Genomic DNA, 26,934 nt, shown 5'->3' with positions numbered 1-26,934 from the left:
CCGGCTCCGCTGCGCGGCCCCCAGTCGCGCAAGGAATAGTCCGTGAGGGTGATCTCCTGTAGGGAGCATTTACGTGAGGCAATGGCTATGCCGCTCGGGAACATCGCTTAATGAGGCAACACGCATGCCAGAACCTTGTCGCGGCGATTGAGTGGCGCGCTGCCATATTGGGCTACCCAACGGCCCCCGCCATCGGTCGCGATGACCGTATCGTCTCCGCTAAGCGAACGCCCGCCCGACACGGTGGATTGCTGCACCATGATCTCGCGCGTCGCAAAGCTGAAAAGGCAGGTCGGAAAGGTGCTGAGCATGGCGAAAGCGTGCGGCGAAAGCGCGGCGTCGCTCTACGGACGGCGGCCTATCAAACTACCGTCACCAAGCCGGTGCCGACCGCTGCTGAACCCGTGCCGGCCGAATTGAACCCGCGCACGAAGTAATACCAAGCGCCCGCCGCAGGTTCGTCGTGGAAGGACTGCGCCGCTCCCGCCGCCGATGCCATATCCCCGCTGACCAGCGTGGAGCCGGAATAGGTGTTGGTCGTGTTGCGATAGGCGCGGCTGTACGCAAGGTTCGCGCTGGCGCTGTTGGTCCATGCGATATCGGCTTCCAGCGTTCCCCCGGTGCCAGACACGCCGGTTGGTGGGGCAGGGGCCAGCGCCGCCGTCGATGTGCTGACAGCCTCCAGCGCCGACCATGGCGATACGCGCCCGTCGCCCACGCCATAAGCAACCTCAACGTCAACGCTCACGTCAAGCGGGACAAGGCTCGTCAACAGGACTGCATCCGGGCCGGGGTCGATGTCGCTATATTCCTGCTCGTTCCATGTCGTGTCGGTCGTGATCCTCCAGCGCGCGAACCATGTCACGTCGTTGCGGTCGAAGCCGTCAACCGTGATGCGGATGCGGGCGCTGGAGCCGCCGTCGCCTAGTTCGGCTTCGGTGTCCGTTATGACTGGGGCCTCTAGGGGGAGAGGAGCTATCCTGTCTTCTACAGGAGCAGGCTCACCCTCTTCTGTGGCGGCGTTCCAATTATCGATCGACGGCGATACGGCGACCCAATCGAACGAGACACCAAGGGTCTGCATATCCCTTTCTGGAGAAGTGACGATTTCAGCCGCGCCGGTGTAGAAGCTTGTTTCTGCCTCAACATGATTGAGCCATATGAAACGCTCGCCAATCACAGTCATGCCGTCGTAATTGGTGGTGATCGTCCCTCTATCCGCCGCGTTCTGGCGCGCCATGAAGCGCTTCGCCAACCGCCGATTTTGAGAATGGCTGGGCGTTTGCGGCGAAAAGTTCGTGCTATTTACCTTGCCGCGTTCGGCAATGTCATCCTCGTCGGTCCAAGGCGTTGCATCCGGCTCGTTATAGTCATGCTCAGCCGATACGTAGGTGATGGGAATCTCATTGATGAAATCCTCATCCTCGACAAAACCCTGGTGCCGAGCATTGACGATCTGAGACGGCCCGATAGCAACGGTCGGCTCGTAATAGCGACCAGAATAGACGATGTACCGGCCAAGCGCGTCCTCAGAATACCAGCCGTCAAAGGTCTTAAGGATTTCGCTGATGATGTCAGCCGGTTCGCCCGTCATGTCGAAAAGGATGCAGCAGCGATAACGGCGCTCAAAGCCGCCGCCTTTCAGCGCAACCAGTTCGTCGCAATGATCCGCTGCGGAAGTCCAATAATCTATGACGGGCAATATCTGGGTGTCGTAATCAACACCGCGGTCGGTGATCAGATACCAGAGCAGGCCAAGCACCGGATTGTCGAGTAGTGGATCTGCCTTGACCCATGTGTCGGGGTCATAAGCATCCATGGTGAGGTCGCGAGGGTCGAACAGGTAGGACATGTCAAACACAGCCGACAGGATCGTGTTGTCGGCTTGCGGATATACTTCCAGATAGTTTTTGGCTTTAACCGGCTTTTTAATGAGATAGCCGGAAGTAATGCCGTCCCCTCGATGGTCCGCAGTCCAAATGCCTGGCAGCGCTGAAATCACGGCCGGGAAGGCTGTTTCGGTGGCAAGGCCGAGATTGACCCCCGCCAGAACCTTCCCCGTCGCGTAAGCACCATCGGCAAGGCCCTGCACGACGCCCGCGACGATAGTCACCTTGTCATCGTTGAGATAGGGTTGACGCATCGCGTGAGAGCGCCCCGACAAGAACGCCAGAACATCCACGGTTTCGCCGTTGTGATTGGTGTCCCAAAACATCGCCTTGGCAAAAACGCGCCGCGTGCCGATGCCCTTTGTTCGAACTGGGCGCGGCTCCCGTTTTTGCGTCTGGGCAGCGTCCGGTTTCGGCATGGATGGGGCGAGCAGGAGCGCCACCGTGCTTGCGATAAGCATGTTCCCGCCAGCCAGCGCCAAGCCTGGGTTGCCTGTCACAACGCCAACAGTCAGTAGCGCCGCCCCTATGATCGCGCCAGTGAACTTACCCACGACGCCACACCGCGATTACGTTGCTTTCAGGCAGTCGGACGAAGGCCAGACCCTTGCCGGTCAGCAGCGCCCATTTATCGCCGGTATAGATTCCGCCGATCTCGTCGGCCCCTTGCGGAGTAACTACATGCACGACGCCGACATCGCCCGCCTCCCGCGCGGCCTTACCTCCGGTGTCGGCCAGCGCATCAGCGACTTGTGGCGCTTGCTGGGCAAGAATAAGGAACGGCGACGAGCCGCTTGCCAACTGAGCGCCGACGTCAGCGAACTGCCGTCCGAGATTGCGCTGAGCATTAGCCATCGCGCCCGCCGATCGCACAACAGTTCGCTCGGCGCGTATCGTGGAATTTTCCAGATTGGACATGCCGCGATCGACCACGCGCACCGCGCCGGTCATTTCGCGCTCTAACTGCCCAATGTCCGCCCTTACCTCGACGGCGATTAATTCAAGAGGTGTGCCGGACATCAGTGTAGGCCCCCGGATTGACCGGCCATAGCGACCATCATCTCGTCAAAATCGTCATCAGAAAGAGGCACCTCATCTTCCTCGTCGGCAGCATTGGCCTTGTTGAAGTGATGAAGGGCAGCGGTGTAATCGTAGAGCGGCATCGCCAGCGTATCGCGGCCCATGACTATGCCGTTGCCGACAATCTCGCCTCTTACGAAACGGCCGTCGCTTTCGGTTTGCGGGGCAATTTCTTTTTTTTTACGTCGCCTTCCGGCTCGTATCCGATGACACACGCCTGCACGATGGCGGTGGCGATATCCCATGCCTTGATGATCGGCCTGCCATTTTCGGGGTGGAGATAGGTGCGCACCAGATGGGTGGCGAGGTGATCGCTGACAGTGATATCCCGCCCGTCAACGAAGCCGCTGTTGCCGCCAATCAACCCCTGGCGGCATATCTCCAGCAACTCAACCGCGCCGTAATCGCCCTCAAGCGAATAGCCAAAATCCACGTTATCCTTGGTGTACCGGCCTGCCAGCAAGTGCCGGTGGATCGCGCCAATGCGGGACTTGCACTTCTCTTCGATCGCAAGGATTCCTGCCATCGTGAGCATGAAGCGATAGGTTCCGTCGCCAAACTCAAGGTCGCGGTGGGTCTGCATATCAGGGGAGCTTGGTCAGTTCGCCATTGCCGGAAAGCGTGAGTGATATGCTGGCCTTCTGGCCATTGACTGCGCCAAGGTTCAGATCTGTCATGATTGCGTTGCCGCGATATGTGCGCGTGATTGTGGTACCGGTCCCGAAAAAGACGATCTGCCAGTTTGCGGCGGCTTCAAACGCCTCTTCAATGCGATCCAGTTCGGCGGCCACAGCCTGTCCCTCCCCGGTGATCGTCCAGTCCCCAGCGCCCATTTCGCGCTCGGTCAGCGGTAGGGCATCGGGATCGGTGCAATCCCAAACCTCAGAATCGTTTACCGCCCGTGTGCGCTGCAATCCCTTCGTAGTTATGCCGCAAACGGTGGTGAAAACTTCGGTGGACGCGCCATCGCCAAGCTGGAGCGCGACCTTCTGGCCTTTTATGGTGGTGGGGTAGCTCATTCACAGGCTCCTGCGTGACATTGGCAGGAGGATGGGGGAGGGCGGTCTATCGCTCTACGGACGGCAGTTAGGAAGCGCTGGCGTCGAAGGTGACAAAGCCGTGGAAACTATCGGCGTCGCCGTCCAGCATGGTTTGCGCTTGCCGTGGGAAGATGTCCAGCGTGAGACTGTCGCCAATTTCGGACACTTCGATCGCATTTAATATGCGCACGACATGGGCGTTGATCGCCATGGCCATTTCCTCAGGTGGGAGCGCGCCGCCTTTCTTCTTCGTAAAGCAGTGGATGGCAGCGCTGTAATCGCACCCGTCGCCGCCGTCGATGAACTGCGGCGTGGTGATTGGTGAGCCGATCTTGATATAAGGATATGTCAGCGTCGCGGGCACGGCCTGAGGGTAGATGCGGCCTGCCACAACGGCCGATAGGTCGGTATCGGCCTTTAGCGCGGCAAGTATCTTGCCTCTGATCGCTTGGGTGAGGTCAAGGTTTGTGGGCATAGTCGCATGGTAGGAGGACCGCCTGAAACCTATACGGACGCTAATCAGGCGTGATGAGCTTGAGATTGCCCCGACGATGGTCTGCGCGCCAATCGGATGGAGGTGGCCCCGCCGCCTCTATGGCCCATGCCCGAAGCGCCGTCGCCATGTGGTTCAGCCTTTCTTCTTCATCGACTGATAGGGCATGGTGCGCCTCACTCTCGCACTGGTCTGCCAGCTTAAGTATGGACGATTCCCGGATATCGCCCATTCGGATAAGCGCGGGCATGATCTTGGCTATGAACTCTTCGGCAAAGCATGTCTCATCGGGGTCGTGCATTGTGCCGCAGGGCCTTCCTATTTTCTGCTGAGTGGATATCATCACGGCATGACCAACCCAATCGAAAAATTTGAACAGGACGCAGCTATTATCGAGGCATCCAATGTGGTGCTCCAAGCAGCGAAGGAGATCGTGGGGGAAGGCGTTGGGCATTTCACCCTGGCAAACATTTTGCTTGGAGCGAGCCTTAGGGCTATTCAGGACGTTGATGGACCTGTCGGGGTCGAGGCCTTTGCCCGACACGCCTTAGGTGTTGTCAACGACATATCAGAAGGCACCGGCTACAATTAATGAGCGCGGCCGGGCCGAAGGTGTTTGTGGCTAATCCTTGAGGCTTAAGCGTGCGCCACTTCTCTCCCGGCCGCCACATCATTCGCCGCCGATGGCCCCGCGTGTAGGTCTATGCCCAGCGCCTTTGTCACTTTGACTATGGTGTCAAGCGAGGGGTTGCCATTTTCGCTTAGGGCGGCGTAGAGCGCCTGGCGGCTAAGCCCGGCATCCTTCGCAATGGCGGACATGCCACGCGCCCGCGCTACTATCCCAAGGGCGTTTGCTATATAGCCGGTATTGCCGCTTCGAAGGGCATCATCAATAAGACGAGCTTGCGCTTCGGCGCTTTCAAAATGCTTGGCGGCATCAAAGCGTTTAATCTTGAGTGCCATTCCGCTTCTCCCGAACGAAGGCGATGCTGTTAAAGGTCAGCAACCATACCCTTTGCCTTCTTGATATCCTTTTTCTGCGTTTTCTTCTCTCCGCCGCAGAGTAGGATAATCAAAATCCGGCCTTGGATCGTGAAATAGACCCTGTATCCCGGTCCAGTGTGCAAACGCATCTCGGTAACCTTGTCGCCCACCCGTTCGACATCGCCGAATAAGCCGGACTGAGCGCGCAGAATACGGGTCGAAACCGCTTCACGAACATCAACGGCTTGGCTGTCTAGCCATTCGTCAAATTCGTCCGTGGTGGCGACTTCATAATCCATTTGTCTTGTATAAGCGACAGGGATGATGGTGTCAACTATAAACGACAGATTGGCGTGAAGTACGATTGCCGCTCCGTCTGGCCGTCCACGCGCTACCCCCCCCGAATCTCGCCGCCATTACGGCAGAGGTTCCGCCAGGAGTCGAGTCAGGGCCGTTTGTCCTGCAAGCGGGCGATTTGCTCATCCAGCCACGCCATACGCTGACGCATGTTTGCCGTGTCGTTTTCAGCGATGGCTATGCGGGTTCTTAGGCTACTCCATTCCTCCAACAGCGCGGCCTCACTGGCGTCCTGCCCTTCCAGCAAAATGGCGGAGAGCAGGGCTATGATCTCCCCATTCATTGATCGCTGACTGCCCGTCGCCTTTACTAGAAGCTCGTCATAAAGGCTGGACGGAAGGCGAAGAGTAACCCTCACCTCATCCTTATCTTTCATGACACTATTTTTGCGCATTGACGCCACCTCATTTTGGTGTCATTTATCTACTGCGACACCAAAGTTGCAGTTGATGACAAGGAGAACAGCATTGCCTCGCGCAAAGCAAGAGGAGGAGGGCGAATATCGCCTGAACGTCCGCTTCCCAGTCGAGATGGGATATATGCTTAAGCAGCTTGCTGAGCAAAACCGTCGTTCGATTAACAACGAGATCCTGTGTCTCGTTGAAGGCGGCATAAAAGCGGCGTCGAACCCCACGGCCTAGACAACCAAGGTTCGACGCCTTCACACAGAAGGAAATCTATATGAATGACCTGATGCATAGTGGATCGGGCGGCGGAACGCTACCCACCATGTCAACACGCGAGATAGCGGAACTGACGAGCAAAAAGCACCAGCACGTTATGCGCGACGCTGGCGCTATGTTTAAGGCCTTGGATATGGACCAAGAGGGGTATGTCCACTTTTGGACAGACCCCCAGAACGGCCAGCGCTATCGCGAGTTTCTGCTTCCGAAAGACCTGACCCTTACTCTGGTCGCCGGCTACGATATCCAGCTGCGTCATCGTATCGTTAAGCGGCTGGAAGAAATCGAAGCAAGGGTGTCAGACCCGATGGTCGCGCTGAACGATGCAGCCGCCCTGCGTGGCTTCCTACTCACCTACAGCGAGAAGGTGATCGCGCTGGAGCATAAGGTGGAAGAGTTGGCCCCGAAGGCGGAAGCACTGGATCTGCTGGAAACGTCCGAAGGCTCCGTTGGTCCGCGCCTCGCCGCCAAGATGCTCAATATGCCGGAAAAGAAGTTCACCAGTTGGTTGCAGACCAACCGCTGGGCTTTCCGCCAAAACGGGATCGGCCCGCTCCAGGCTTATGTCGATAAGCGAGATCGTGGCTATCTTGAGCATCGTCCGCATACTTACCGGGATCAGGTGCGCGGGGAAGATCGGACAATCGCGCAGATGATGATAACCCCGAAAGGCTTAAAGCGGCTTGCTGAGCGCCTTTCAGGCGGGCGGGCATGAACGCCCCACCTTGGACGGACGAAGATCACGCGCGAGCCGAGCAACTCGTCGTCATCGCCCGTGCGATCTGCCCGCATGAAGCATGGGCCGCAAACACGTTGATAACGGCAGCTTTTGGCATGTTGGCAGAACGCCATGGGCCACAAGATGCCCTCGATACCTTTATTTCAATCGCGACGGATGTCCGTCGCAGATTTCGCAACTAAAAAACAGAACGGCGCTGGGACTGCAATCCCCGCGCCGCTCCTAACCCTCAACGCGAAAGGACCGCGTTATGGCTTCCTCTGCCAATACATCATCGCGCCGTGCGTTTCTAGCTGCTGCTGCGCTTGCCCCCGTCGCCGTCGCAATGCCGGCCATGGCAGCGCCGCAAACCAGCCTCGCCGACCTGATCGCCGAATACTGGCAAATCATGGCTGAATATGAGCAGCATCCGTTTCACAACACGCGCGGGATCGAGCCGAATTACGAAAGCCTGAGGGCGCAAGGTGACGCCATCCATGATCGCGCCATTGCCGTTCAGCAACGCGCCCTGCGGATGCCAGCGAAGAACGGTCGGGAAGTCGGCATGAAGTTGGATATGATCCTGAAAGACTATCAGGACTGCCAACTGCCTGAGGAACTGATCGAGGTAATCGCCCGCGACGCGATGCGGTTGGGCTGACCTATCGGCGGGCTTCGGCCCGCCTTATTCGTATCGCGCGGCCATGCAATTCGTGTCGCGGTACAATTTCCAGCGCTCATACTCGACCTGATTTCGGTCGGCCAAATATGCTGCCGCCACTTCCCCCGCCGCGGTGCATAGTTCCCGTTTGCCGCCCTTGGCCTTCTCAACCATGTGATACTTCTCTTCGGCTTCCTTGCCTGCACTGCAACTCGCAAGAGCAAGCGCCAAGATCAATATATGCCAGCGCATCGAATCCCCCCTGCTCAATCCTGCCGGAACTTACCGCCGCTAATCACATGGTCAACCGCCGCGCGCATCTTGGCGACACCGGATGTTTGGTTCTTTTTGGCGGCGGGGCGCATGTATGGACGTTCGGGTAGCGTCGCCGTTCCGGTGGAGCCGCCCATTTCATGAATGGCACCATATTCAGCCGTGCTGACGATCTGACGGGTCAGAGCACCGCGCGTGCCGGTGATGACGATTCCATCAGCCAGGTGACCGCTGTTGTTGTTCGGAGCCGTGCCAGGGGCGCTTGGCTTGTGGCTTTTCCCGCTGACTGACCCAGACGTGATGCTGAACTGCGCGTCACGCAGAACGTCTTCGGAAACCGCCTCAACGGCAGTAGCGAGTTGGCGGCGCATTTCTGCCGTTAGGCTCTTCGCCTTCCCGCCAAGACCGCCGCTACGCTTTACGCCCACGCAGCACCCAATGACTCGAAGCCGCGTCCAACTCCGCGCTGCCGACCATCCACCGCTTGCCGGAAACGCTGATCTGACAATCCGTGGTGATCTCTGTGCCAAGCCCTGCGACAAGAACGATGATCCGCACATCGCCCTCACTGTAGCCCTCGCTCTGGCGCATGGCATAGGTCGCAGCATCCATCTGGGCGCGGCAGGGATAAAGCGTTGCGGCGATGGCAAAGTCGCAACGCGGGAGATTTTGTGATGACCTCCGAAGAAATCAACGCGATCGGCACGCTGCTGATGAAGGTCCGCGATGCCAGCGCCGACATGGTGATCGTCCAGCTTGGCGCGGTTGGTCCGTCCACCGACTGCAAGGCTGGCAACATGCTGGCGACGGTGCGGGTGGGCCAGGATACCGAGACGGCGGAGGCCATCAATCTGGACACGGCTATCATGCTGGCCAAGGGCAAGTGTGATCGAAAGGCGGAATCGCGCGCGCGGGAGAAGGCAGCATGACCCGAACCCCGCTGCAAATCGCCATCCGCGAAAAGACGCTGGCCCTGATGAGCAACCCGCCCCGGCTGGTCGAGCCGAAACCCCGCGGCCATCGTGAATGGACGGTGCCGCTTGCTGAGAGGAAGGCGCGATGAAACACCGCCACGGCAAGGACCAGTGCGCCATGTCCGAAGAGTGCATCGGCAAACCGGCTGACCACGGCCTGATGTGTGCTGAGCATCGTGCCGAAGATCGTGAGATTGAGCGCATGTTCACCGACGACGTTGACCCGCAATCCCGGCCATTTATGGCGCTGCGGGCGGTGGAGGTGGGGTCGTGAGTGATCGGGATACGATGTTGGCGCTGGCTGAGCGGGTGGAGTCTGGACCAGATCGAGAGGTAGATGCGGCGATCCACTACGATGTTCTTGGCTGGTGTAGGCACGCGAACACAGTGAGAAGCGGCGCGCAAAGCGACACAGGATTTGAATGCATCGATTGCGGGGCGGATAGTTGGGGCAATAAGAGCAACCGCGGGCAGGGGCTTCGTGATAGGCTGCCAGCCTACACCGCCTCGATCGACGCCGCCATGACGCTGGTGCCTCCTGATAGCTGGCATGAGATCAAAGGCCCGCGCAAGTATCTCAACATCCCATCGCCTGTGCCAAATTATTGGTCTGCGCATCTGGCCCGCTGGAACCATGAAGGCGATGCGATGGGATGGGGAGCAACGCCAGCCCTAGCTTTAACCGCCGCCGCCCTACGCGCCCGCGCCCAATCCCAAGGAGACGGCCATGACTGACGCCACCATCGCAGAACTGCGCGAGCTGCTGGCGAAGGCGACGCCGGGGGATTGGGCATGGGATGCAGGCGTTATCCCTCCCGATGGACCGGGGCGTTATGCGGACATTTATGTTACAGGAGAGGACCTCGAACCGATCATTCTTGCCGAGTTCAACGATAGCCTCCCCGAAGGACGCGACAACGCCCGCCTCATCACCGCTGCCCTCAACGCCCTTCCCGCCCTGTTGGATCGGGCGGATGTGGGGGAGCGCTTGGCGCGGCTGGCTAAAGAATACCGGCCAACAATGGACAGGGATGTCCTCCATTCATGGGCCGTCGATATTGTTGACGCCCTCACTCCCGCCAACAAGGAGCCGTCGCATGAGTAGCGTGGAGAGGGTGGCGCGGGCGATGTGCGCGGACGCCGGGTTTGATCCTAACGAAATCATGGCGAACGATGGTCCCCGCTGGCGCTATTACGAGCCATTGGCCATCGCCGCCCTCAAGGAGTTGCGCGATCCGAGCGAGTTGCAGTGGGGCGGCCTGGCCTGGCAAATCATTATGTGGATGGACATGAAGCCAACCACGCCGCGGACGTTGTTCAGGCATCTGGAATGTTCAGGCCGCGAGGTCCCGCAGTGGCTTCGTGACGAGCCGGAAATGAAGTCGCTAGACCATACGCCAAGCAAGGGGACGCGCGCCGCTCTTGTTTACCGCGCCATGATCGATGCTGCGATTGGGGAGGGGTGATGGGGGCGCACCAGCACAGCGACCTACAGGACAAGACAGGCTCTGCGATCCTAGACCGTGGACGCCCGCCTGCCGAATGGGTGCAGATCCTGGCCGGACGCGGGATGCCCGTGTCAGAGCGGACCTTGCGCGACAAAGCCCATAAGCTGGGCGAATATTATAAGCTGGGCCGCGTGATGCTTATCACCCCGGCGCAGATGGATGTCATTCTCGGAGAAAAACGATGCCGCTCGAACCCTATAGGCGGGGAGCGCTCTGGTGGGCAAAGGGCCGGGTCGAATATCTCGGCAAGCCGATCACGGAATACTACCGATGCAGCACTGGAGCATCTGAAGAAGCGGGCGGGTGGGCGTGGTGCCGCGACGAAGAAGAGCGCCGCATAAATGAACACGTCCTTGGTGCCAACAAAACCCTGACTTTTGCGGAGGCGGTGATGATCTATCCGGCGAATGCGAAGACGGCGGCCTACCTGATTCCGATCGTGACGGAATGGGGGTCCAAGCTGCTATCATCGATCGCCCCACGCGATGTCCGCAATCTGGCGCGGCGGCTCTATCCGCAGGCATCGACAGATACATGGACACGTCAGGTCATCACTCCCGTGCGCTCTGTCATCAACAGCTTTCGTGACAGCGACAAGGGCGAGGCGTTCCGGGTCAAGGGCTTCTCAAAGCAGGAGCGTGTGGCGCAGGACAAGGCGAGAGGGCAGCGCGGACGGGCGAAGCACGCGCCGGGAAGCTGGGAATGGCTGCTGCAGTTTCGCCAGCACGCGCCGCAACGTCATGCCGCGCTGGCCTTGACGATGTTTGTCACTGGCGCGCGCATCAGCCAAGCGATAGCGATGCGTCCAACGCAGCATTGCGATCTTGATAATGGCAGGATTTGCATCCCAGGTGCCAAGGGCCTGGACGACCGCTGGCTGGACATCCCGGCTGAGCTGGTCGAGGAATTGCGCGCGCTGCCGCTGATGCACCCGCGTGGGGCGAAGCGGACGGATGAGAACTTGCGCCTGTTCGGTTTTGCCGATCGGTCCAGCCCGCGCAAGGGTTGGCAGAAGGCGTGCGAGGCTGCAGGCATCGTCTATATCCCGTTCCACGCTGCAGGCCGCCATGGCTTCGGGCAGGAAATGAACGTGCGCCAGTCGATCGATGAAAAAGCTGCAGGACAGTTTGGCGGGTGGTCTGACACAGCCTTGATGAAGCGCACCTACACCCACGCGGAAGAAGTCAGCGGCAAGGTCCATGACGCCTTCTACCGAGGCCTGAGGGACGCCGAAAAAAGCACCGGGCTTTCACTTTCCACTAGCGCTGATTCGTACAAATCGCGTACAATCGCAGAAGAGGAATGACAGAAATGGTATTGTCCGCAACAAGTTATGCGAAGGCCGCATCACCCTTCACACGGGTGGGGTCGCAGGTTCAATCCCTGCCGCGCCCACCATGATCCAGGCGATCATGGCAGGACAGATAATTTCCCGGCATTGATCTTTTCTAATTCGTCGCGCTAAGTCTGCGCGATCATGCGGTGCGTCTGCGCCGACCGGAAAGGACGATCATGCCCCCCTATCTGAAAGCCGGCGCGGCCCTTGGTGCGCTGCTGCTCTCCACAGTCCCCGCCAGCGCACAGGAACAGCTCACGCTGGAGCGCGTGTTCGCCAGTCCCGACCTGGCCGGGCCGCAGCCGCGTGCGCTGAAATTGTCGCCGGATGGATCGTTGGTGACGCTGCTGAAACCCCGTGCTGACGAGAAGGAACGGCTCGACCTGTGGGCGATCGACAGCAAGACGGGCGCGGAGCGGATGCTGGTCGATTCGAAGAAGACCGGCAGCGGCGCCGAGATTTCCGAAGCGGAGAAGATGCAGCGGGAGCGCGATCGCAGCGTTGCGGGAAGCACGGGCATTACCAGCTATGATTGGGCACATGACGGCAAGAGCCTGTTGGTGCCGGTGGATGGCGACCTGTATCTCGCCGGGCTGGACGGGACGGTCACGCGGCTGACCGATACGCCCGATGGCGAGTTGAACGGCGTGGTCAGTCCCAAGGGCAGCTATGTCTCCTTCGTGCGCGGCGGCAATCTGTTCACCCAGCCGATCGGTGGGGCGGAACGACAGTTGACGCAGGGGGCGAGCGATACGGTCAGTTGGGGCGTGGCAGAGTTTGTGGCGCAGGAGGAAATGGACCGGCGCACCGGCTATTGGTGGTCGCCCGACGATGCGTTGATCGCGGTCGCGCGCGTCGATGAAAGCCCGGTCGGCATCGTCACCCGCACCGCCATCGGCGGGGAGGGGACGAAAGTCTATCAGCAGCGCTATCCCGCCGCCGGCACGCCCAACGCGATCGTCGACCTGTTCGTGATGAAGCCTGATGGATCGAGCCAGGTTAAGGTCGACCTGGGCGCGGAGAAGGACATATATCTCGCGCGCGTCGATTGGTCGAAGGACGGCAGGACGCTCTATGTCCAGCGCGAGAGCCGGGATCAGAAACGGCTCGACCTGTTGGCGGTCGATCCCGCTACGGGCAAGACGCGGGTGGCGCTGACCGAGACGGCGAAAAGCTGGATCAACCTGTCGAACAATTTCCATGCGCTGAAAGACGGCAGTTTCCTGTGGTGGTCGGAAAAGAGCGGCCATGGGCATCTTTATCGCATCGACGGCGGCAAATGGACGGCGCTGACCAGCGGCGACTGGGAGGTGCGCGACGTCGTGGGCGTGGATGAGGGCAAGGGTCTGGTTTATTTTACCGGCAATCGGGAAACGCCTTTGGAACAGCAATTATATGTCGCGCCGTTGGGCAAGGCTGGGCAGGCGCGGGCGCTGACGGCGAAGGGCTGGTGGAACGATGCGGTGATGGACGGCGCGGCGAGCCGGGTCGTGGTGACGCGCCAGAATAGCGACCAGCCCAAGCAGGTCTATCTGGCCGACAGCGGCGGCAAGCAGTTGCAATGGCTGTCGGAAAATGCGCTGACGGGCAACCACCCCTATGCGCCCTATGTCGCGGGCCATGTGCAGACGCGCTTCGGCACGGTGAAGGCGGCGGATGGGACGACGCTCTATACCAAGATCATGACGCCCAAGATGGAGCAGGGAAAGGGCTACCCCGTCTTCATGATCCATTATAGCGGTCCGGGCGGCGGGCGGCAGGTGACCAACACATGGAGCGGTGCGCTGAACCAATATCTGGTGGATCGCGGCTGGATCGTATTTGCGATCGACAATCGCGGCACGCCCGATCGCGGCAAGGCGTTCGAGGATCATCTGTATCGCGCCATGGGCACGGTGGAGGTCGATGACCAGTTGAAGGGGGTGGCGTGGTTGAAAGCCCAGCCGTTTGTCGATCCCAAGCTTATCGCGACCTATGGCTGGTCCTATGGCGGCTATATGTCGGTCAAGCTGCTGGAGAAGGCGCCAGGAGTTTTCGCAGCGGCGGTCGCGGGGGCGCCGGTGACCAAATGGCAGCTCTACGACACCCATTATACCGAACGCTATCTGGGTCAGCCGCAGGACAAGGCCAGCGCCTATCCGGCGTCGGGCGCGGTGGATGACGCGGTGAAGATCGTTGATCCGCTGTTGCTGATCCACGGCATGTCCGACGACAATGTGGTGTTCGACAATGCAACCGCGCTGATGGCCAAGATGCAGGGCGCGGCGGTGCCGTTCGAGATGATGGCCTATCCGGGCCAGACCCATCGCGTCGGCGGGCCGGGCGTCAGCGTCCACCTGTGGAAGACGATCGAACATTTTCTGGCCGAACATGCGGGAGGGGCGGACGTGGCTTCGAAATAAAATTACGCTGGAGGAGGGTTTTGCGGCAGGCAAGCCCTTCTTTCTGGACAATTGTAGCCACATCGCTATGGCGCGCACTCCGCAATCCTGCGTTGAACTGGAGTCTTTTGTCATGGGTTATAGGGTCGTCGTCGTCGGAGCCACGGGGAATGTGGGCCGCGAGATGCTGACCATTCTCGCCGAGCGCGAGTTCCCTATTGACGAGATTGCGGCGGTCGCGTCGTCGCGGTCGCAGGGGCTGACCATCGATTTCGGTGATAGCGGCAAGACCATGAAATGCCAGAATATCGAGCATTTCGACTTCACCGGATGGGACATCGCTCTGTTCGCTGCGGGTAGCGGCCCGACGGCGATTTATGCGCCCAAGGCGGCGGCGGCCGGCTGCGTCGTGATCGACAACAGCTCGCTCTATCGCATGGACCCGGACGTGCCCTTGATCGTGCCCGAAGTGAACCCGGACGCGATCGACGGCTATAAAAAGAAGAACATCATCGCCAACCCCAACTGCTCGACAGCGCAAATGGTCGTGGCGTTGAAGCCGCTGCACGATTTCGCCAAGATCAAGCGCGTGGTGGTGTCCACCTACCAGTCGGTGTCCGGCGCGGGCAAGGCGGGCATGGACGAACTGTTCGAGCAGAGCCGCAACATCTTCGTTGGCGATCCGGCCGAACCCAAGACGTTCACCAAGCAGATCGCCTTCAACGTGATCCCGCATATCGACGTTTTTCTGGACGATGGGTCGACCAAGGAAGAATGGAAGATGGTCGCGGAAACCAAGAAGATCCTTGATCCCAAGGTGAAGGTCACCGCGACCTGCGTGCGCGTGCCGGTGTTCGTCGGCCATAGCGAATCGATCAACATCGAGTTCGAGAATGAGATTTCGGCCAAGGAAGCGCAGGACATATTGCGCGAAGCGCCGGGCATCATGCTGGTCGATAAGCGCGAGGATGGCGGATATATCACGCCGATCGAATGCGTCGGCGATTTCGCCACCTTCATCAGCCGCGTGCGTGAGGATTCCACGATCGAGAACGGCATCAACCTGTGGTGCGTCAGCGATAACCTGCGCAAGGGCGCGGCGCTGAACGCGGTGCAGATCGCCGAATTGCTCGGCCGTCGCCACCTCAAGAAGGGCTGACGCCTGTCATGATTGCCGGCGCTGCTGCGATGTGGAAGGCTCTTCCGATCGCGCAGCGCCGGATGATCGTCGCGCTGCTCTGCGCCGTTGGCCTTGCCAATATCGCGCAACCCTATCCCGACCTCGCCCCGCTCCAACATGGACCGACGATCGCGTTGATCCTGGCTACGCCCTGGCTGTTGCGCCGCTGGCCGCTTTCCACATCTTCGGTCGCCTGTATCTGGCTCTTCCTGCTGCTGCACACTTTGGGCGCGCGCTGGATCTATAGCTATGTGCCCTATGACGACTGGGCGCGGGCGCTGAGCGGGCACGATATCTCCAGCCTCTTTGGCACCGAGCGCAACGGCTATGACCGGCTGGTGCATTTCGGCTTCGGCGCATTACTGACCGCGCCGATCGCGGAGGTGGCTGGGCGTCATGGCGGATTGCCAATGCGCTGGAGCATGACCTTCGCCTTTGCCGCCATCGGCCTGGGCAGCGCGGTTTACGAGATTTTCGAATGGCTGCTCACCATCTTGGCGGCGGGTGAGACGGCTGACTATTATAACGGTCAGCAGGGTGACGTCTGGGACGCGCAGAAGGACATGGCCGCCGCGCAGGTCGGCAGTACTTTGGCGCTGATCCCGCTCTTGCGCCGTCGCGCCTGACGCCATATCGGCAAGGCATCCAAGCCCAAGAGGAAATGCCCCGATGACCGACCTGCCGATCGAACGCCATGAGATTAAGGGTTTCGACGGATTGCCGATTGCGGTGCATATGGTCGGGCCCAAGACAGCTGGCACCCGCGACCTGGTGCTGATCCATGGCTATTTCTCCAACGCCTTTACCAACTGGATTCGCTACGGCCATGCCGCAAAGCTGGTGGAGGCGGGATTTCGACTGATCCTGCCGGACCTGCGCGGCCATGGCGAAAGCGCCAAGCCGCATGATCCCGCCGCCTATCCAGCCGATGCGCTGACCGACGACAATCTGGGGCTGATCGCCCAGCTGGGGCTGACCGATTATGATCTGGGGGGCTATTCGCTGGGCGCACGGACGACGGTGCGGATGCTGGCGCGTGGTGCCAGCCCACGTCGCGTGATTTTGGCGGGGATGGGGTTGCGCGGCCTTGTCAGCACGCTCGACAATGGCGGCTATTACCGCAACGTCCTGACCAACCTTGGCACGTTCGAGCGCGGCACGTCGCAATGGATGACAGAGGCGTTCCTGAAGACCACCAAGGGCGATCCGGTGGCGCTACTCCATATCCTGAACACCTTCGTCGATACCGACGAGGCGACGATCGCCGGATTCCCGCAGCCGACCGTGGTGATCTGCGGCGCGGATGATCGCGATAATGGCGTGGCGCAGGAACTGGCCGAAGTGCTGCCCGATGGGCGCTATGTCGAGGTGCCAGGCAATCATATGAACGCCGTGACCCGCAAGGAGTTGGGGCAGGCGATGATCGATTTCCTGACGGCTTGACTGTATCGGCGCGGCAAGCCACCTTCCCCGTCATAACCGATCAGGGGATATCCATGAAAATCGCTATATCGATGGCCGCGCTTGCGGCTGCCCTCGTTGTTTTGCCGGTGATGGCGCAGCAGGCACCTGCCGCTGCCGCGCCGACCGCGGCTGAAGCGGACGCCTTCCTGGCCCAAGCTGAGAAGACCCTGTTCGACCAGTCTATCGTCAGCGGGCGCGCGGCGTGGATCAACGCAACCTATATCACCGACGATACCGACGCGATGGCGTCCTATTTCGGCGCGATCGACACCAAGCAGCGGGTCGATTATGCGCTGGCGGCCGCGAAGTTCGCGACCGCGCCGGGGCTGAGCGAAGAGACTAAGCGGCGGCTGACGCTGCTGCGCACCGCGCTGACGCTGCCCGCGCCCACGACGCCGGGCGCCGCCGAGGAACTGAACGACCTCGCGACCAAGCTCCAATCCGCCTATGGCAAGGGCAAGGGCACGTTGAAGGGCCAGCCGATAAACGGCAGCGACATCGAGGAGCAGATGGGGGAGAACCGCAACCCCGAAGAACTGAAGGAAATGTGGGTCAGCTGGCATGACAATGTCGGCGCGCCGATGCGGGCCGACTATGCCAAGCTGGTCGGCATCGCCAATGCCGGGGCCAAGGAACTGGGCTTTGCCGACACGGGCGCGATGTGGCGGTCCAAATATGACATGCCGGCCGACGATTTCGCCAAGCTGACCGACAAGATCTGGGCGGAGGTCAAGCCGCTCTATGACGATCTCCATTGCTATACCCGCACCAAGCTCAATGAGAAATATGGCGATGCGGTGCAGCCCAAGAGTGGCCCGATCCGCGCCGACCTGCTGGGGAATATGTGGGCGCAGGAATGGGGCAATATTTATGACATCGTCGCGCCGGCGGGGGCGGGCGATCTGGGCTTCGACACCACGGATCTGCTCAAGGCCAAGGGCTATGACCCGGTGAAGATGGTGAAAACGGGAGAGGGCTTCTACAGTTCGCTCGGTTTCGAGTCTCTGCCGCAAAGCTTCTGGGACCGTTCGCAGATCACCAAGCCGCGCGACCGCGAGGTGATTTGCCATGCATCGGCGTGGGATCTGGACAACAAGAACGATATCCGCATCAAGATGTGTACGAAGGTGAATGGCGACGATTTCGTCACCATCCATCATGAACTGGGCCATAATTATTACCAGCGCGCCTATCAGGCGCAAAAGCCGCTCTATCTGGATGGCGCCAATGACGGCTTCCATGAAGCGATCGGCGATTTCGTGGCGCTGTCGATCACGCCCGACTATCTGGTGAAGATCGGCCTGCTCGACCCCGCCAAGGTGCCGGGCGCTGACAAGGATACAGGCCTGCTGCTGCGCCAGGCGATGGACAAGGTCGCGTTCCTGCCGTTCGGCCTGCTGATCGACAAATGGCGCTGGGGCGTGTTCGACGGGTCGATTCCGCAGAGCCAGTATGAAAAGAGCTGGACCGACCTGCGCCTGCAATATCAGGGCATCGTTCCGCCCGTGTCCCGCGACGAGACGAAGTTCGACGCCGGTGGCAAATATCATATTCCGGGGAATACGCCCTACACCCGTTACTTCCTGGCGCGGGTGCTACAGTTCCAATTCTATGAAGCAGCGTGCAAGCAGGCGGGCTGGAAAGGGCCGCTCCATCGTTGTTCTTTCTATGGAAACAAGGCTGTAGGCGCGAAACTTGACGCGATGTTGCAGATGGGCGCGTCAAAGCCCTGGCCCGATGCGCTCCAGGCCTTTACCGGCAGCCGTGAAATGTCAGGCAAGGCGTTGGTCAATTATTTCGCGCCATTGCAGAAGTGGTTGATTACGCAAAATAAAGGCAAGACTTGCGGCTGGTAAGCCGGAGTAAATCTTGGTAAATGGCTGGCGCATGAACGCGCCAGCCATTCTCCTTTCCCTATTGTTCGGCACCGCCGCCGTCATGACCGTCGCGCTGACTGTGGCATGGCTGCATTTCGGACGGCAAAGGCATGTCCTGACATGGACCGCATCCTATGCCATGGGCATGGTGCAATGGACGGCCAATGCCTGCGGCTTTTTTCTGAAAAGTCCGGGCTGGTTCATCGTAACCGGCGTGGGATTGATCATCAGCGGGTCTTTGCTCGCCATCGGTATCCGCGAGCGATCTGGCAAACCGTTGCGGCTGGCATGGTTCGTGGTCCCCGCCATGCTGGTGATACTGGCCATGGCCTTCGCCATCGGCCCGGTAGGCAGCCAGATCATGCAGGGCCTAATCATTCCAACCTATGTCGGCGGACTGTTGGCGGTGAGCGCCGCGTCACTATGGCCCAAGGGCCGGTCGTTCACGCCGCCGGAGCTGGTGTTCTTTCTTGCGCTGCTGGCCTTCGTCATCGTCCAGTTCGCGCTGGCGGGATCGGCCATGCTGATTCGCGGTCCTGAAATCGGGAAAGATCTCTACCGCCTGATCTTCAGCATCTTCATGCCGACCATCTATGTGGCGACCGCGGTGACGGCGGTGCTGGTGGTCGCGGGCGACCTGGCTCAGCAGTTGCGCACGCAGATGCGCCACGATCCGCTGACCCAGGTGCTCAATCGCCGGGGACTGGACGAGGCGGCGGGCCAGGCGATGGCGCTGGCCCGACGGCACGGCATGCCGCTGGCGCTGGTCGTGTGCGACCTAGACGGGTTCAAGGCGCTGAATGATGGCCATGGCCATATTGCGGGTGATCAGGCGCTCAAGGGGTTCGCCCAGTTGCTGACCAGCGCGGTGCGCCGCGGCGATGTGGTAGGACGGATGGGCGGCGACGAATTCGGCCTGCTGCTGATGAACACCAGCGCTGCCGCCGCCGCCGAGGTGATGGAGCGGGTGCGCGTGGAAGTGGGCCATCTTGCGCTGCCGGGCTTTCCCGACGTCTGGCTGCGCGCCAGTTTCGGCGTAGCCGAACTGGTCGCCGCCGACGCGCAGTTGGAGGATATGGTCGCGCGCGCGGACGCGGCCCTCTATGCCGCCAAGAAGGACGGCAAGGACCGCATCAGCATCTGGCAGGAAGCGGCTTAGCCGGGCGCTCCCGCGAACGTCCGAGATCCGTTCCGAGGGCGGCCATGGGCTTAGCGGAAGGGCGGCTCGTTGAAGGCGCGCAGCTTGCGGCTGTGCAGCTTGGCCCCTTCCTCACGCAGCAGTTCGCAGGTCATGATGCCCACGCGCAAATGGCTGGCGATGGCTTCCTCATAGAAACGATTGGCCTGGCCCGGCAGCTTGAGTTCGCCATGGATCGGCTTGTCGGATACGCAAAGCAGGGTGCCGTAGGGGACGCGGAAGCGATAGCCCTGCGCCGCGATGGTGGCCGATTCCATATCGATGCCGACCGCGCGCGACAGGCTGAAGCGCAGGGCGGAGCTGGAATAGCGCAATTCCCAGTTGCGATCGTCGGTCGTGACGACGGTGCCGGTGCGCAGGCGGCGCTTGAAATCCTCCGGGTCGCTGTGGCCCAGCACGGCCTCGGCCGCCTGCGCCATCGCGACCTGCACTTCAGCGATGGCCGGCACCGGAATTTCCGGCGGTAGCATTTCGTCCAGCACATGATCGTCGCGCAGATAGGCGTGGGCCAGCACATAGTCGCCGATCCTCTGGCTGGGGCGCAGGCCGCCGCAATGGCCGATCATCAGCCAGGCTTCGGGACGCACGACGGCCAGATGGTCGCAGATCGTCTTCGCGTTGGACGGGCCGACGCCGATATTGACGAGGGTGATACCGCTGCGGTCGGGCGCGATCAGATGATAGGCCGGCATCTGATGTCGACGCCAGGCGCTGTCGGCGATCATCCGCGCGGGGTCGGCAGTTTCGGGTGTCACATAGACGCCGCCAGCCCCCGACAGGGCGGTGTAGCGGCTGCCCTCCCGCTGCAATTCGTCACAGGCCCAGGCCACAAATTCATCGACATAGCGGTGATAGTTGGTGAACAATATGTAGCGCTGCACATGCTCGGCCGGGGTGCCGGTATAATGTTTGAGGCGCGCCAGCGAAAAGTCGGTGCGCAGCCCGTCGAACAAGGCAAGCGGCCGGTCGCCGTCGGCATCGGGCGTGAAGAGGCCATCGGCGATCTCGTCCCCGATTTCCGCCAGTTCGGTCGCGGGGAAATAGCGCGCCAGTTCGGTCGGCGGGGTGCCGTCGAGCGCGCTCATGTCCAGCCCGTCGAGCACATAGGGGAAGGGGATCTGCTGTTCGCTTAAGCCCGCTTCCACGTCCACGCCATAGTCGCGGACGAGCAAATCAATCTGTTCGGCCAGATAATCGGCGAACATGGCGGGCCGGGTGACCGTGGTGGCGTAGCGGCCAGGCTTTGACAGGCGGGCGAAAGAGCGGCCCGGCGGCGGCGCGTCGCTGTCACCATGATAGGTGATGCGCAATTCGGGATAGCAATAGCGCCGGTCGGCCTTCGCGGTCGCCGGGGGGACGCTGCCGTCGCGGGCATAGGCCCGCATGGCCTCGCGCAGATTTTCGATGGATGTCTGGTAAATGCGGTCAAGTTGCGTGACCGTTGCGCTGCCGATGCTTTGTGTCATCGCCCCCTGTTACCGTCTTTGCATGACGGAAGGAAGACGCAGCGTGCAGGATGGGCGGCGGATTTTAAGTCGTCCGCCCATCCGGCTGAAAAATCAGAGCTGTTCGAGCATATGTTCGGCCGACGACAGCTTGAAGTCGCCCGGTGCTTCGACGTTGAGTTCCGAAACGACGCCATCCTTCACGATCATCGAGAAACGCTGGCCGCGCTGGCCCAGGCCAAATTTGCTGCCGTCCATGGTCAGGCCCACGGCCTGCGCGAAATCGCCATTGCCGTCGGCGAGCATGGTGACCTTGCCCTCCGCGCCGGCCGACTTGCCCCAGGCGCCCATGACGAAGGCGTCATTGACCGCGGTGCAGGCGATTTCGTCCACGCCCTTGGCTTTCAGCGCTTCACTCTTGTCGATGAAGCCGGGCAGATGCTTGGCCGAGCAGGTCGGGGTGAAGGCGCCGGGCACGGAAAAGATCGCGACGGTCTTGCCGGCGAAATAATCGGCCGATGATACGGCTTCGGGCCCGTTTTCGGTCATCTGGGTGAAGGTAGTGCTGGGAAGGCGATCGCCCTTGGAAATGGTCATGTCTGTCTCCTGGCCTTTGACGGGCGGGAGGTCGGCGCTGGCAGGGCCGCTGTCAAGGCGCGAGACAAGTTATATGTCACGACGCCCCGCCGGTGCGACCATGTGTCCTTGGCAAGACGCGGCGGCGGGCTATATTCAGCATCATGACCCAGACGCGCTTTTATGGCGGGCATTTCCTGCTCGCCCTTCCCGGCATGGCGGACATGCGGTTCGATCATTCGGTGGTGGCGCTGTGCGTCCATGACGAAGAAGGTGCTCTGGGCATCGCGGTGGGCGAGGAGATGGACGGCATCACCCTGCGCGAACTGCTCGAAAGTTTCGATATCGACGGCAGCCAGGTACCCGACATGCCGGTGCTGCGCGGCGGCCCGGTCGAACCGCGGCGCGGCTTCGTGCTCCATTCACTCGACTGGGGCGGGCAGGACATGGTCCATGTCGGCGGCAGGTGGGGATTGTCGGGATCGCTGGATATATTGAAGGCGATCGCGGAGGGCAGGGGCCCTAGCCGTTACCTCGTCGCCCTGGGCTATGCCGGCTGGGGCGCGGGACAATTGGAGCAGGAAATGCACGGCGAGAGCTGGTTTCTGGCCGATGGCGATCCCGACCTGCTGTTCGACGTGCCGACCCGGCGTAAATGGGCGGCGGCCTACGCCGCGGCCGGGGTGGATGCGTCGCATCTGGTATCCGGCGCCGGGTCCGCCTGACGCGAGAGCACATCGCGGAGGCACATAAAGAAATCTTTATATGAGTTGCCATGCGCTTTGCCGGTTGGTAAGGCGCATTCCATTGTCGCCGCTGTGCTTGTCGCTGGCGGGGCTCCATTCTAAGCTGACGGAGATACGCTCGTGGCCACTGCACCCGCCACCCAGGCGCAGGATTATGTGATCGCCGATATCGCCCTTGCCGCCTTTGGCCGCAAGGAAATGGATATCGCGGAAACCGAAATGCCCGGCCTGATGGCGCTGCGCGCCGAATTTGGCCCGTCGCAACCGCTCAAGGGCGCGCGCATCACCGGATCGCTGCACATGACGATCCAGACCGCCGTGCTGATCGAAACGCTCACGGCGCTGGGCGCGCAGGTCCGCTGGGCGACCTGCAACATCTATTCCACGCAGGACCATGCCGCCGCTGCGATCGCCGCGTCCGGCGTGCCGGTGTTCGCCATCAAGGGCGAGACGCTCGACGAATATTGGGACTATGTCGAGCGCATCTTCGACTGGCACAATGATCCATCGGGCGTCTGCAACCTGATCCTGGACGATGGCGGCGACGCCACCATGTTCGCCCTGTGGGGCGCCCGCGTCGAGGCCGGCGAAGACCTGTTCACGCCGTCCAACGAAGAAGAGGAAATCTTCGTCAAGACGCTCAAGCGCGTGCTGGCCGAGCGCCCCGGCTTCCTGACCAAGACGGTCGCGAGCATCAAGGGCGTCTCGGAAGAAACGACGACCGGCGTGCACCGCCTGTATGAGCTGAGCAAAAAGGGCAAGCTGCCCTTCCCTGCGATCAACGTGAACGACAGCGTCACCAAGTCGAAGTTCGACAACCTTTACGGCTGCAAGGAATCGCTGGTCGACGCGATCCGTCGCGGCACCGATGTCATGCTGGCTGGCAAGATCGCCTGCGTCGCTGGCTTTGGCGATGTCGGCAAGGGCAGCGCCGCTTCGCTCCGCAATGGCGGCGCACGCGTGCTGGTGACCGAAGTCGATCCGATCTGCGCGTTGCAGGCCGCCATGGAAGGCTATGAAGTCGTGACGATGGAAGAGGCCGCCCCGCGCGCCGACATCTTCGTCACCGCGACCGGCAATGAAGGCGTGCTGACCGTCGATCACATGCGCGCCATGAAGAATATGGCGATCGTGTCGAACATCGGCCATTTCGACAGCGAGATCGAGATTGCGGGCCTGGCCAACATGAAGTGGACCGAGATCAAGCCGCAGGTCGACGAAGTCGAATTCCCCGACGGCAAGAAGATCATCGTCCTTTCGAAGGGCCGCCTGGTCAACCTGGGCAACGCCACCGGCCACCCCAGCTTCGTGATGTCGGCCAGCTTCACCAACCAGACGCTGGCGCAGATCGAGCTGTGGACCAAGAGCGAGCAGTACGGCAATGACGTCTATGTCCTGCCCAAGCATCTGGACGAAAAGGTCGCAGAACTGCATCTGGCCAAGCTCGGCGTGAAGCTGACCAAGCTGTCGCAGCGCCAGGCCGACTATATCGGCGTGCCGGTGGAAGGGCCGTTCAAGCCCGACCATTACCGCTACTGAGCCGAAACGCCAGCGAGCGACATCGAAAGGGGGAGGCGGAGACGCCTCCCTTTTTTCTTGTCCGCCGCCTTGGCCGTGCGACCGATCTGGGATAGGCCCAGCCGACGTATGAACAGGGACAGGCAGGTGCGACGGGCCGGAGGGCGTATGTCATGACGACATTGTCCCCCTATGCCGCGATCATTTTCGGCGTCGTGCTGGCCGGATGGCTGGGCGCGGCCGTGTGGGCGCTGGTCAGCGGCCAGCGGATGCGGCGCGAGGGCACCCATGCGCAGGGCAAGCTCGACCGGCTGACCACGCTGCTGGCGTCGGCGCCCGCGGCGCCTATCATCATCCATCCCGACGGACGGCTCGAAGCGGCCGATCGCCTGGCCAAATGGCTGGGCAAGCCGCGCGTGCCGACCTTCGCGTCCGAACTCACCGCGCCCGACGGCGGTCTGGAACCGGAAGATGCGGCCGCGCTGGCGCAGGAGATCGCCTCGGCCCAGCGCGCGGGCAGGAGTTTCGCCCTGCCGGTGCGGGGGCTGGGATCGTCACGGCTGCTGCTGGTCCGCGGCGCGCCGGCCGGACCGGGCATTGCCGAGAGTGGCGGCGTCATCCTGTGGATTTTCGACGCGACCGACAGCCAGGCGGAAATCCAGTCGCTGCGCGGCCATGTCGAGCAATTGCGCGACGCGCTGGAGGCCCTGGCTGGCCTGGTCGAGGCCGCGCCCTTCCCGATGTGGCACCGCACGCCCGACCTGCGCCTGAGCCTGGTCAACAGCGCCTATGTGCGAGCGGTCGACGGGCAAGGCGCGGGCGATGTCATCGCCCATGGCACCGAACTGGTCGAAACCGTCGCGGGCCTGACGCCGCAAGCCGCCGCGGCCGATGCGATCGCCCGCGACGAACCGATCGAACGCATGGTGCCCGCCACCATCGATGGCGAACGGCGCACGATGCGCGTGGTCGATGTGCCGCTGGGGGCGGCGGGCGTCGCGGGCTATGCCGTCGATCAGCATGAACTGGAACAGGCGCGGGTCGAACATCGGCGGCTGGAAGCGGCGCAGCGTGACCTGCTCGACCGGCTGTCCGCTGGTGTCGCGCGTTTCGGCTCCGACAGGGCGCTGCGCTTCTGGAATCAGCCCTTCATCAGCCTGTTTGGCCTGCACCAGGATGCGCTGGCCGACGCCCCGCCGTTCGAGCGCGTGCTGGACCAGATGCGCGACGCGCGGCGCCTGCCCGAACATCGCGATTTCCCCGCCTGGCGCGCGGAGCGGCGGCAATGGTTCCTGTCGCCTGAGCCGCTGGAGGAAAACTGGCTGTTGCAGGACGGCACCCATTTGCGCGTCTATGCCCAGCCGTTGCCCGATGGCGGGCTGCTGCTGATTTTCGAGGACCGCACCGAACAGGTCAATCTGTCGAGCGCCCGCGACACGCTCCTGCGGGTCCGCACCGCGACCTTCGACAATCTGTTCGAATCGATCGGCGTCTTCTCGTCCGACGGGCGGTTGCAGATGTGGAACAGCCGCTTCCGCACCATCTGGGGCGCGAATGAGGAGTTGCTGGCGGGTCATCCGCGGATCGACGATCTGATGCGCGCGGTACAGGCGAAGCTGACGAAACCGGAGCAGGCCAATCTGGTGCGCGAACTGGTGCGTGCGGCGACGGTGGAGCGCAAGCAGCGCATGGGCCATGTCGGCTTTGCGGACGGGCGGATCTTCGAATTTGCCGCTATCCCGCTGCCCGACGGCAATGCGCTGTTCACCATGCTTGACGTCACCGACAGCCGCCGGGTCGAGCAGGTGCTGCGCGACCGCAACGAGGCGCTGGAGCAGGCGGACAAGGTCAAGACCGCCTTCGTCACCAATATGAGCTATGAGTTGCGCACCCCGCTGACCACCATTTCCGGGTTCGCCGAGATGATGAGCGCGGGCTATGCCGGGGAACTGAGCCCATCGGCCACCGAATATGTCGATGGCATCCTCAAGAGCACGGCGCGTCTGTCGATGCTGATCGACAATGTGCTGGACCTGACCCAGGGCGAAGTCGGCACGCTGCCGATCGATCGTGCCCGTGTCGACCTGACCACCGTCGTCCGCGCCAGCGCCAGCCGGATGATGATGGATGCGACCGCCAAGGGCATGGAGATCGACATGACGTTGCAGGACAGCCTGGGCGCCGTGCAGGGCGATGCGCGACGGATTGGCCAGGCGATCGACCATCTGCTGGAAAATGCGATCCGCTATTGCGGCAAGGGTGCCCGCATCCTGATCCATGGCGACGGCACGGCCGACACGGCGCGCATAGTCGTGTCGGACAATGGCCCCGGCATCGCGGCCGGTCAGCAAGCGGCGATATTCGATCCGGCGGCGCGCGCGGGGCAGGCGCGCAACGGCGGCCGGGCGGGGATCGGCCTGCCGCTTGCACGACAACTGGCGGAGGCGCATGGCGGCACGTTGCAACTGGTGTCGGAAGCCGGGCAGGGGACGATGGCCGTGATCGAACTGCCGCGTGGCTGAGGCGGTAACGCAACTGGATGGTGAGGCGGCG

Annotated in this window: 36 protein-coding genes; 21 read left to right on the top strand and 15 right to left on the bottom strand. The window is 61.6% G+C overall.

The window, feature by feature from the left end; genetic code table 11:
- Window positions 1-107 precede the first annotated feature (107 nt).
- From HHL08_RS14360 to HHL08_RS14330, 7 genes are all read right to left on the bottom strand, one after another.
- Complete coding sequence (locus HHL08_RS14360) at window positions 108-311, bottom strand: hypothetical protein (RefSeq protein ID WP_169573823.1); 204 nt, start codon at window positions 309-311, stop codon at window positions 108-110.
- Between the two features lie 50 nt (window positions 312-361).
- Window positions 362-2,443, bottom strand: coding sequence for a phage tail protein (locus HHL08_RS14355; RefSeq protein ID WP_169573822.1), 2,082 nt, complete (start codon window positions 2,441-2,443; stop codon window positions 362-364).
- Window positions 2,436-2,909, bottom strand: coding sequence for a phage tail length tape measure family protein (locus tag HHL08_RS14350; RefSeq protein WP_235955060.1), 474 nt, complete (start codon window positions 2,907-2,909; stop codon window positions 2,436-2,438). The genes HHL08_RS14355 and HHL08_RS14350 overlap by 8 nt, the downstream gene beginning before the upstream one ends.
- Window positions 2,909-3,073 (bottom strand): hypothetical protein, encoded by a 165-nt coding sequence (locus HHL08_RS14345; protein WP_169573821.1) that lies wholly within the window; start codon window positions 3,071-3,073, stop codon window positions 2,909-2,911. Before HHL08_RS14345 ends, HHL08_RS14350 begins: the two co-directional genes overlap by 1 nt.
- A gap of 29 nt (window positions 3,074-3,102) precedes the next feature.
- A complete protein-coding gene (locus HHL08_RS14340; protein WP_169573820.1) occupies window positions 3,103-3,552 on the bottom strand; it encodes a gene transfer agent family protein in 450 nt (149 codons plus the stop codon).
- Between the two features lies 1 nt (window position 3,553).
- Entirely contained in the window at window positions 3,554-3,988 is a 435-nt protein-coding gene (locus HHL08_RS14335) for a phage tail tube protein (protein WP_169573819.1), read from the bottom strand.
- A gap of 67 nt (window positions 3,989-4,055) precedes the next feature.
- Window positions 4,056-4,484, bottom strand: coding sequence for a DUF3168 domain-containing protein (locus HHL08_RS14330; protein ID WP_169573818.1), 429 nt, complete (start codon window positions 4,482-4,484; stop codon window positions 4,056-4,058).
- Window positions 4,485-4,668: 184 nt separating this feature from the next.
- On the opposite strand from HHL08_RS14330, the gene HHL08_RS14325 reads away from it, so the two are divergent.
- Window positions 4,669-5,094, top strand: coding sequence for a hypothetical protein (locus HHL08_RS14325; protein WP_169573817.1), 426 nt, complete (start codon window positions 4,669-4,671; stop codon window positions 5,092-5,094).
- A 44-nt stretch (window positions 5,095-5,138) separates the two neighbouring features.
- Here HHL08_RS14325 and HHL08_RS14320 read toward each other — a convergent pair whose 3' ends face one another.
- The 3 genes from HHL08_RS14320 to HHL08_RS14310 all read right to left on the bottom strand — a co-directional run bounded on the left by HHL08_RS14320 (window position 5,139) and on the right by HHL08_RS14310 (window position 6,219).
- On the bottom strand, window positions 5,139-5,465 hold the full coding sequence (locus tag HHL08_RS14320) for an addiction module antidote protein (protein ID WP_169573816.1): 327 nt from the start codon (window positions 5,463-5,465) through the stop codon (window positions 5,139-5,141).
- A 29-nt stretch (window positions 5,466-5,494) separates the two neighbouring features.
- Entirely contained in the window at window positions 5,495-5,785 is a 291-nt protein-coding gene (locus tag HHL08_RS14315; protein WP_169573815.1) for a type II toxin-antitoxin system RelE/ParE family toxin, read from the bottom strand.
- 146 nt (window positions 5,786-5,931) lie between these two features.
- Window positions 5,932-6,219 carry an Arc family DNA-binding protein gene (locus HHL08_RS14310; protein WP_169573814.1) on the bottom strand — a complete coding sequence of 96 codons (288 nt, stop codon included), beginning with the start codon at window positions 6,217-6,219 and terminating at the stop codon, window positions 5,932-5,934.
- Here HHL08_RS14310 and HHL08_RS14305 point away from each other — a divergent pair.
- The 4 genes from HHL08_RS14305 (at window position 6,218) to HHL08_RS14290 (ending at window position 7,905) form a co-directional block, all read left to right on the top strand.
- Window positions 6,218-6,484, top strand: a complete 267-nt coding sequence (locus HHL08_RS14305; RefSeq protein WP_169573813.1) for an Arc family DNA-binding protein — start codon at window positions 6,218-6,220, stop codon at window positions 6,482-6,484. The two genes, HHL08_RS14310 and HHL08_RS14305, sit on opposite strands and share 2 nt — an antisense overlap.
- Before the next feature lie 40 nt (window positions 6,485-6,524).
- Complete coding sequence (locus HHL08_RS14300) at window positions 6,525-7,241, top strand: phage antirepressor KilAC domain-containing protein (protein WP_169573812.1); 717 nt, start codon at window positions 6,525-6,527, stop codon at window positions 7,239-7,241.
- Complete coding sequence (locus tag HHL08_RS14295; RefSeq protein WP_169573811.1) at window positions 7,238-7,447, top strand: hypothetical protein; 210 nt, start codon at window positions 7,238-7,240, stop codon at window positions 7,445-7,447. Before HHL08_RS14300 ends, HHL08_RS14295 begins: the two co-directional genes overlap by 4 nt.
- Before the next feature lie 68 nt (window positions 7,448-7,515).
- Window positions 7,516-7,905, top strand: coding sequence for a hypothetical protein (locus HHL08_RS14290; RefSeq protein WP_169573810.1), 390 nt, complete (start codon window positions 7,516-7,518; stop codon window positions 7,903-7,905).
- Window positions 7,906-7,929: 24 nt separating this feature from the next.
- Here HHL08_RS14290 and HHL08_RS14285 read toward each other — a convergent pair whose 3' ends face one another.
- The 3 genes from HHL08_RS14285 to HHL08_RS14275 are packed head-to-tail and all read right to left on the bottom strand — an operon-like array spanning window position 7,930 to window position 8,790.
- Window positions 7,930-8,157, bottom strand: coding sequence for a hypothetical protein (locus HHL08_RS14285; RefSeq protein WP_169573809.1), 228 nt, complete (start codon window positions 8,155-8,157; stop codon window positions 7,930-7,932).
- A 14-nt stretch (window positions 8,158-8,171) separates the two neighbouring features.
- Window positions 8,172-8,549 carry a hypothetical protein gene (locus HHL08_RS14280; protein WP_169573808.1) on the bottom strand — a complete coding sequence of 126 codons (378 nt, stop codon included), beginning with the start codon at window positions 8,547-8,549 and terminating at the stop codon, window positions 8,172-8,174.
- Window positions 8,550-8,589: 40 nt separating this feature from the next.
- The gene (locus HHL08_RS14275; RefSeq protein WP_169573807.1) at window positions 8,590-8,790 is read right to left on the bottom strand and encodes a hypothetical protein; all 201 of its coding nucleotides are present in this window, start codon (window positions 8,788-8,790) and stop codon (window positions 8,590-8,592) included.
- A 62-nt stretch (window positions 8,791-8,852) separates the two neighbouring features.
- Between HHL08_RS14275 and HHL08_RS14270 the strand changes: the two genes are divergently transcribed.
- The 13 genes from HHL08_RS14270 (at window position 8,853) to HHL08_RS14210 (ending at window position 20,057) form a co-directional block, all read left to right on the top strand.
- Entirely contained in the window at window positions 8,853-9,107 is a 255-nt protein-coding gene (locus tag HHL08_RS14270; RefSeq protein WP_169573806.1) for a hypothetical protein, read from the top strand.
- Window positions 9,104-9,241, top strand: a complete 138-nt coding sequence (locus tag HHL08_RS14265) for a hypothetical protein (protein WP_169573805.1) — start codon at window positions 9,104-9,106, stop codon at window positions 9,239-9,241. Before HHL08_RS14270 ends, HHL08_RS14265 begins: the two co-directional genes overlap by 4 nt.
- Complete coding sequence (locus HHL08_RS14260; RefSeq protein WP_169573804.1) at window positions 9,238-9,426, top strand: hypothetical protein; 189 nt, start codon at window positions 9,238-9,240, stop codon at window positions 9,424-9,426. Before HHL08_RS14265 ends, HHL08_RS14260 begins: the two co-directional genes overlap by 4 nt.
- Window positions 9,423-9,887, top strand: a complete 465-nt coding sequence (locus tag HHL08_RS14255) for a hypothetical protein (RefSeq protein WP_169573803.1) — start codon at window positions 9,423-9,425, stop codon at window positions 9,885-9,887. The genes HHL08_RS14260 and HHL08_RS14255 overlap by 4 nt, the downstream gene beginning before the upstream one ends.
- Window positions 9,880-10,257 (top strand): hypothetical protein, encoded by a 378-nt coding sequence (locus HHL08_RS14250; RefSeq protein ID WP_169573802.1) that lies wholly within the window; start codon window positions 9,880-9,882, stop codon window positions 10,255-10,257. Before HHL08_RS14255 ends, HHL08_RS14250 begins: the two co-directional genes overlap by 8 nt.
- Window positions 10,250-10,618, top strand: coding sequence for a hypothetical protein (locus HHL08_RS14245; RefSeq protein ID WP_169573801.1), 369 nt, complete (start codon window positions 10,250-10,252; stop codon window positions 10,616-10,618). Before HHL08_RS14250 ends, HHL08_RS14245 begins: the two co-directional genes overlap by 8 nt.
- Window positions 10,619-10,841: 223 nt before the next feature.
- Window positions 10,842-11,966, top strand: coding sequence for a tyrosine-type recombinase/integrase (locus tag HHL08_RS14240; protein WP_169573800.1), 1,125 nt, complete (start codon window positions 10,842-10,844; stop codon window positions 11,964-11,966).
- Between the two features lie 206 nt (window positions 11,967-12,172).
- Entirely contained in the window at window positions 12,173-14,398 is a 2,226-nt protein-coding gene (locus tag HHL08_RS14235; RefSeq protein WP_169573799.1) for a S9 family peptidase, read from the top strand.
- Between the two features lie 112 nt (window positions 14,399-14,510).
- Window positions 14,511-15,536 carry an aspartate-semialdehyde dehydrogenase gene (locus HHL08_RS14230; protein ID WP_169573798.1) on the top strand — a complete coding sequence of 342 codons (1,026 nt, stop codon included), beginning with the start codon at window positions 14,511-14,513 and terminating at the stop codon, window positions 15,534-15,536.
- An 8-nt stretch (window positions 15,537-15,544) separates the two neighbouring features.
- Window positions 15,545-16,183, top strand: a complete 639-nt coding sequence (locus tag HHL08_RS14225) for a DUF2238 domain-containing protein (RefSeq protein ID WP_169573797.1) — start codon at window positions 15,545-15,547, stop codon at window positions 16,181-16,183.
- Window positions 16,184-16,226: 43 nt separating this feature from the next.
- On the top strand, window positions 16,227-17,000 hold the full coding sequence (locus HHL08_RS14220; RefSeq protein WP_169573796.1) for an alpha/beta fold hydrolase: 774 nt from the start codon (window positions 16,227-16,229) through the stop codon (window positions 16,998-17,000).
- Between the two features lie 53 nt (window positions 17,001-17,053).
- Entirely contained in the window at window positions 17,054-18,877 is a 1,824-nt protein-coding gene (locus HHL08_RS14215; RefSeq protein ID WP_169573795.1) for a M2 family metallopeptidase, read from the top strand.
- 31 nt (window positions 18,878-18,908) lie between these two features.
- Window positions 18,909-20,057: a GGDEF domain-containing protein gene (locus HHL08_RS14210; RefSeq protein ID WP_169573794.1), complete on the top strand. Its 1,149-nt coding sequence runs from the start codon at window positions 18,909-18,911 to the stop codon at window positions 20,055-20,057.
- 50 nt (window positions 20,058-20,107) lie between these two features.
- Here the strand turns inward: HHL08_RS14210 and HHL08_RS14205 are convergent, their stop codons facing one another.
- Window positions 20,108-21,562 (bottom strand): AMP nucleosidase, encoded by a 1,455-nt coding sequence (locus HHL08_RS14205; RefSeq protein WP_169573793.1) that lies wholly within the window; start codon window positions 21,560-21,562, stop codon window positions 20,108-20,110.
- 93 nt (window positions 21,563-21,655) lie between these two features.
- Window positions 21,656-22,138, bottom strand: a complete 483-nt coding sequence (locus HHL08_RS14200; RefSeq protein ID WP_169573792.1) for a peroxiredoxin — start codon at window positions 22,136-22,138, stop codon at window positions 21,656-21,658.
- Between the two features lie 143 nt (window positions 22,139-22,281).
- On the opposite strand from HHL08_RS14200, the gene HHL08_RS14195 reads away from it, so the two are divergent.
- The 3 genes from HHL08_RS14195 (at window position 22,282) to HHL08_RS14185 (ending at window position 26,903) form a co-directional block, all read left to right on the top strand.
- Complete coding sequence (locus tag HHL08_RS14195) at window positions 22,282-22,842, top strand: YqgE/AlgH family protein (protein WP_169573791.1); 561 nt, start codon at window positions 22,282-22,284, stop codon at window positions 22,840-22,842.
- A 141-nt stretch (window positions 22,843-22,983) separates the two neighbouring features.
- Entirely contained in the window at window positions 22,984-24,402 is a 1,419-nt protein-coding gene (gene ahcY, locus HHL08_RS14190; protein WP_169573790.1) for an adenosylhomocysteinase, read from the top strand.
- 152 nt (window positions 24,403-24,554) lie between these two features.
- Window positions 24,555-26,903, top strand: coding sequence for a sensor histidine kinase (locus HHL08_RS14185; RefSeq protein WP_169573789.1), 2,349 nt, complete (start codon window positions 24,555-24,557; stop codon window positions 26,901-26,903).
- Window positions 26,904-26,934 lie beyond the last annotated feature (31 nt).

This window comes from Sphingobium psychrophilum (assembly GCF_012927105.1).
Classification (GTDB): domain Bacteria; phylum Pseudomonadota; class Alphaproteobacteria; order Sphingomonadales; family Sphingomonadaceae; genus Sphingobium; species Sphingobium psychrophilum.
This window is presented reverse-complemented; position numbering and strand designations above follow the sequence as displayed.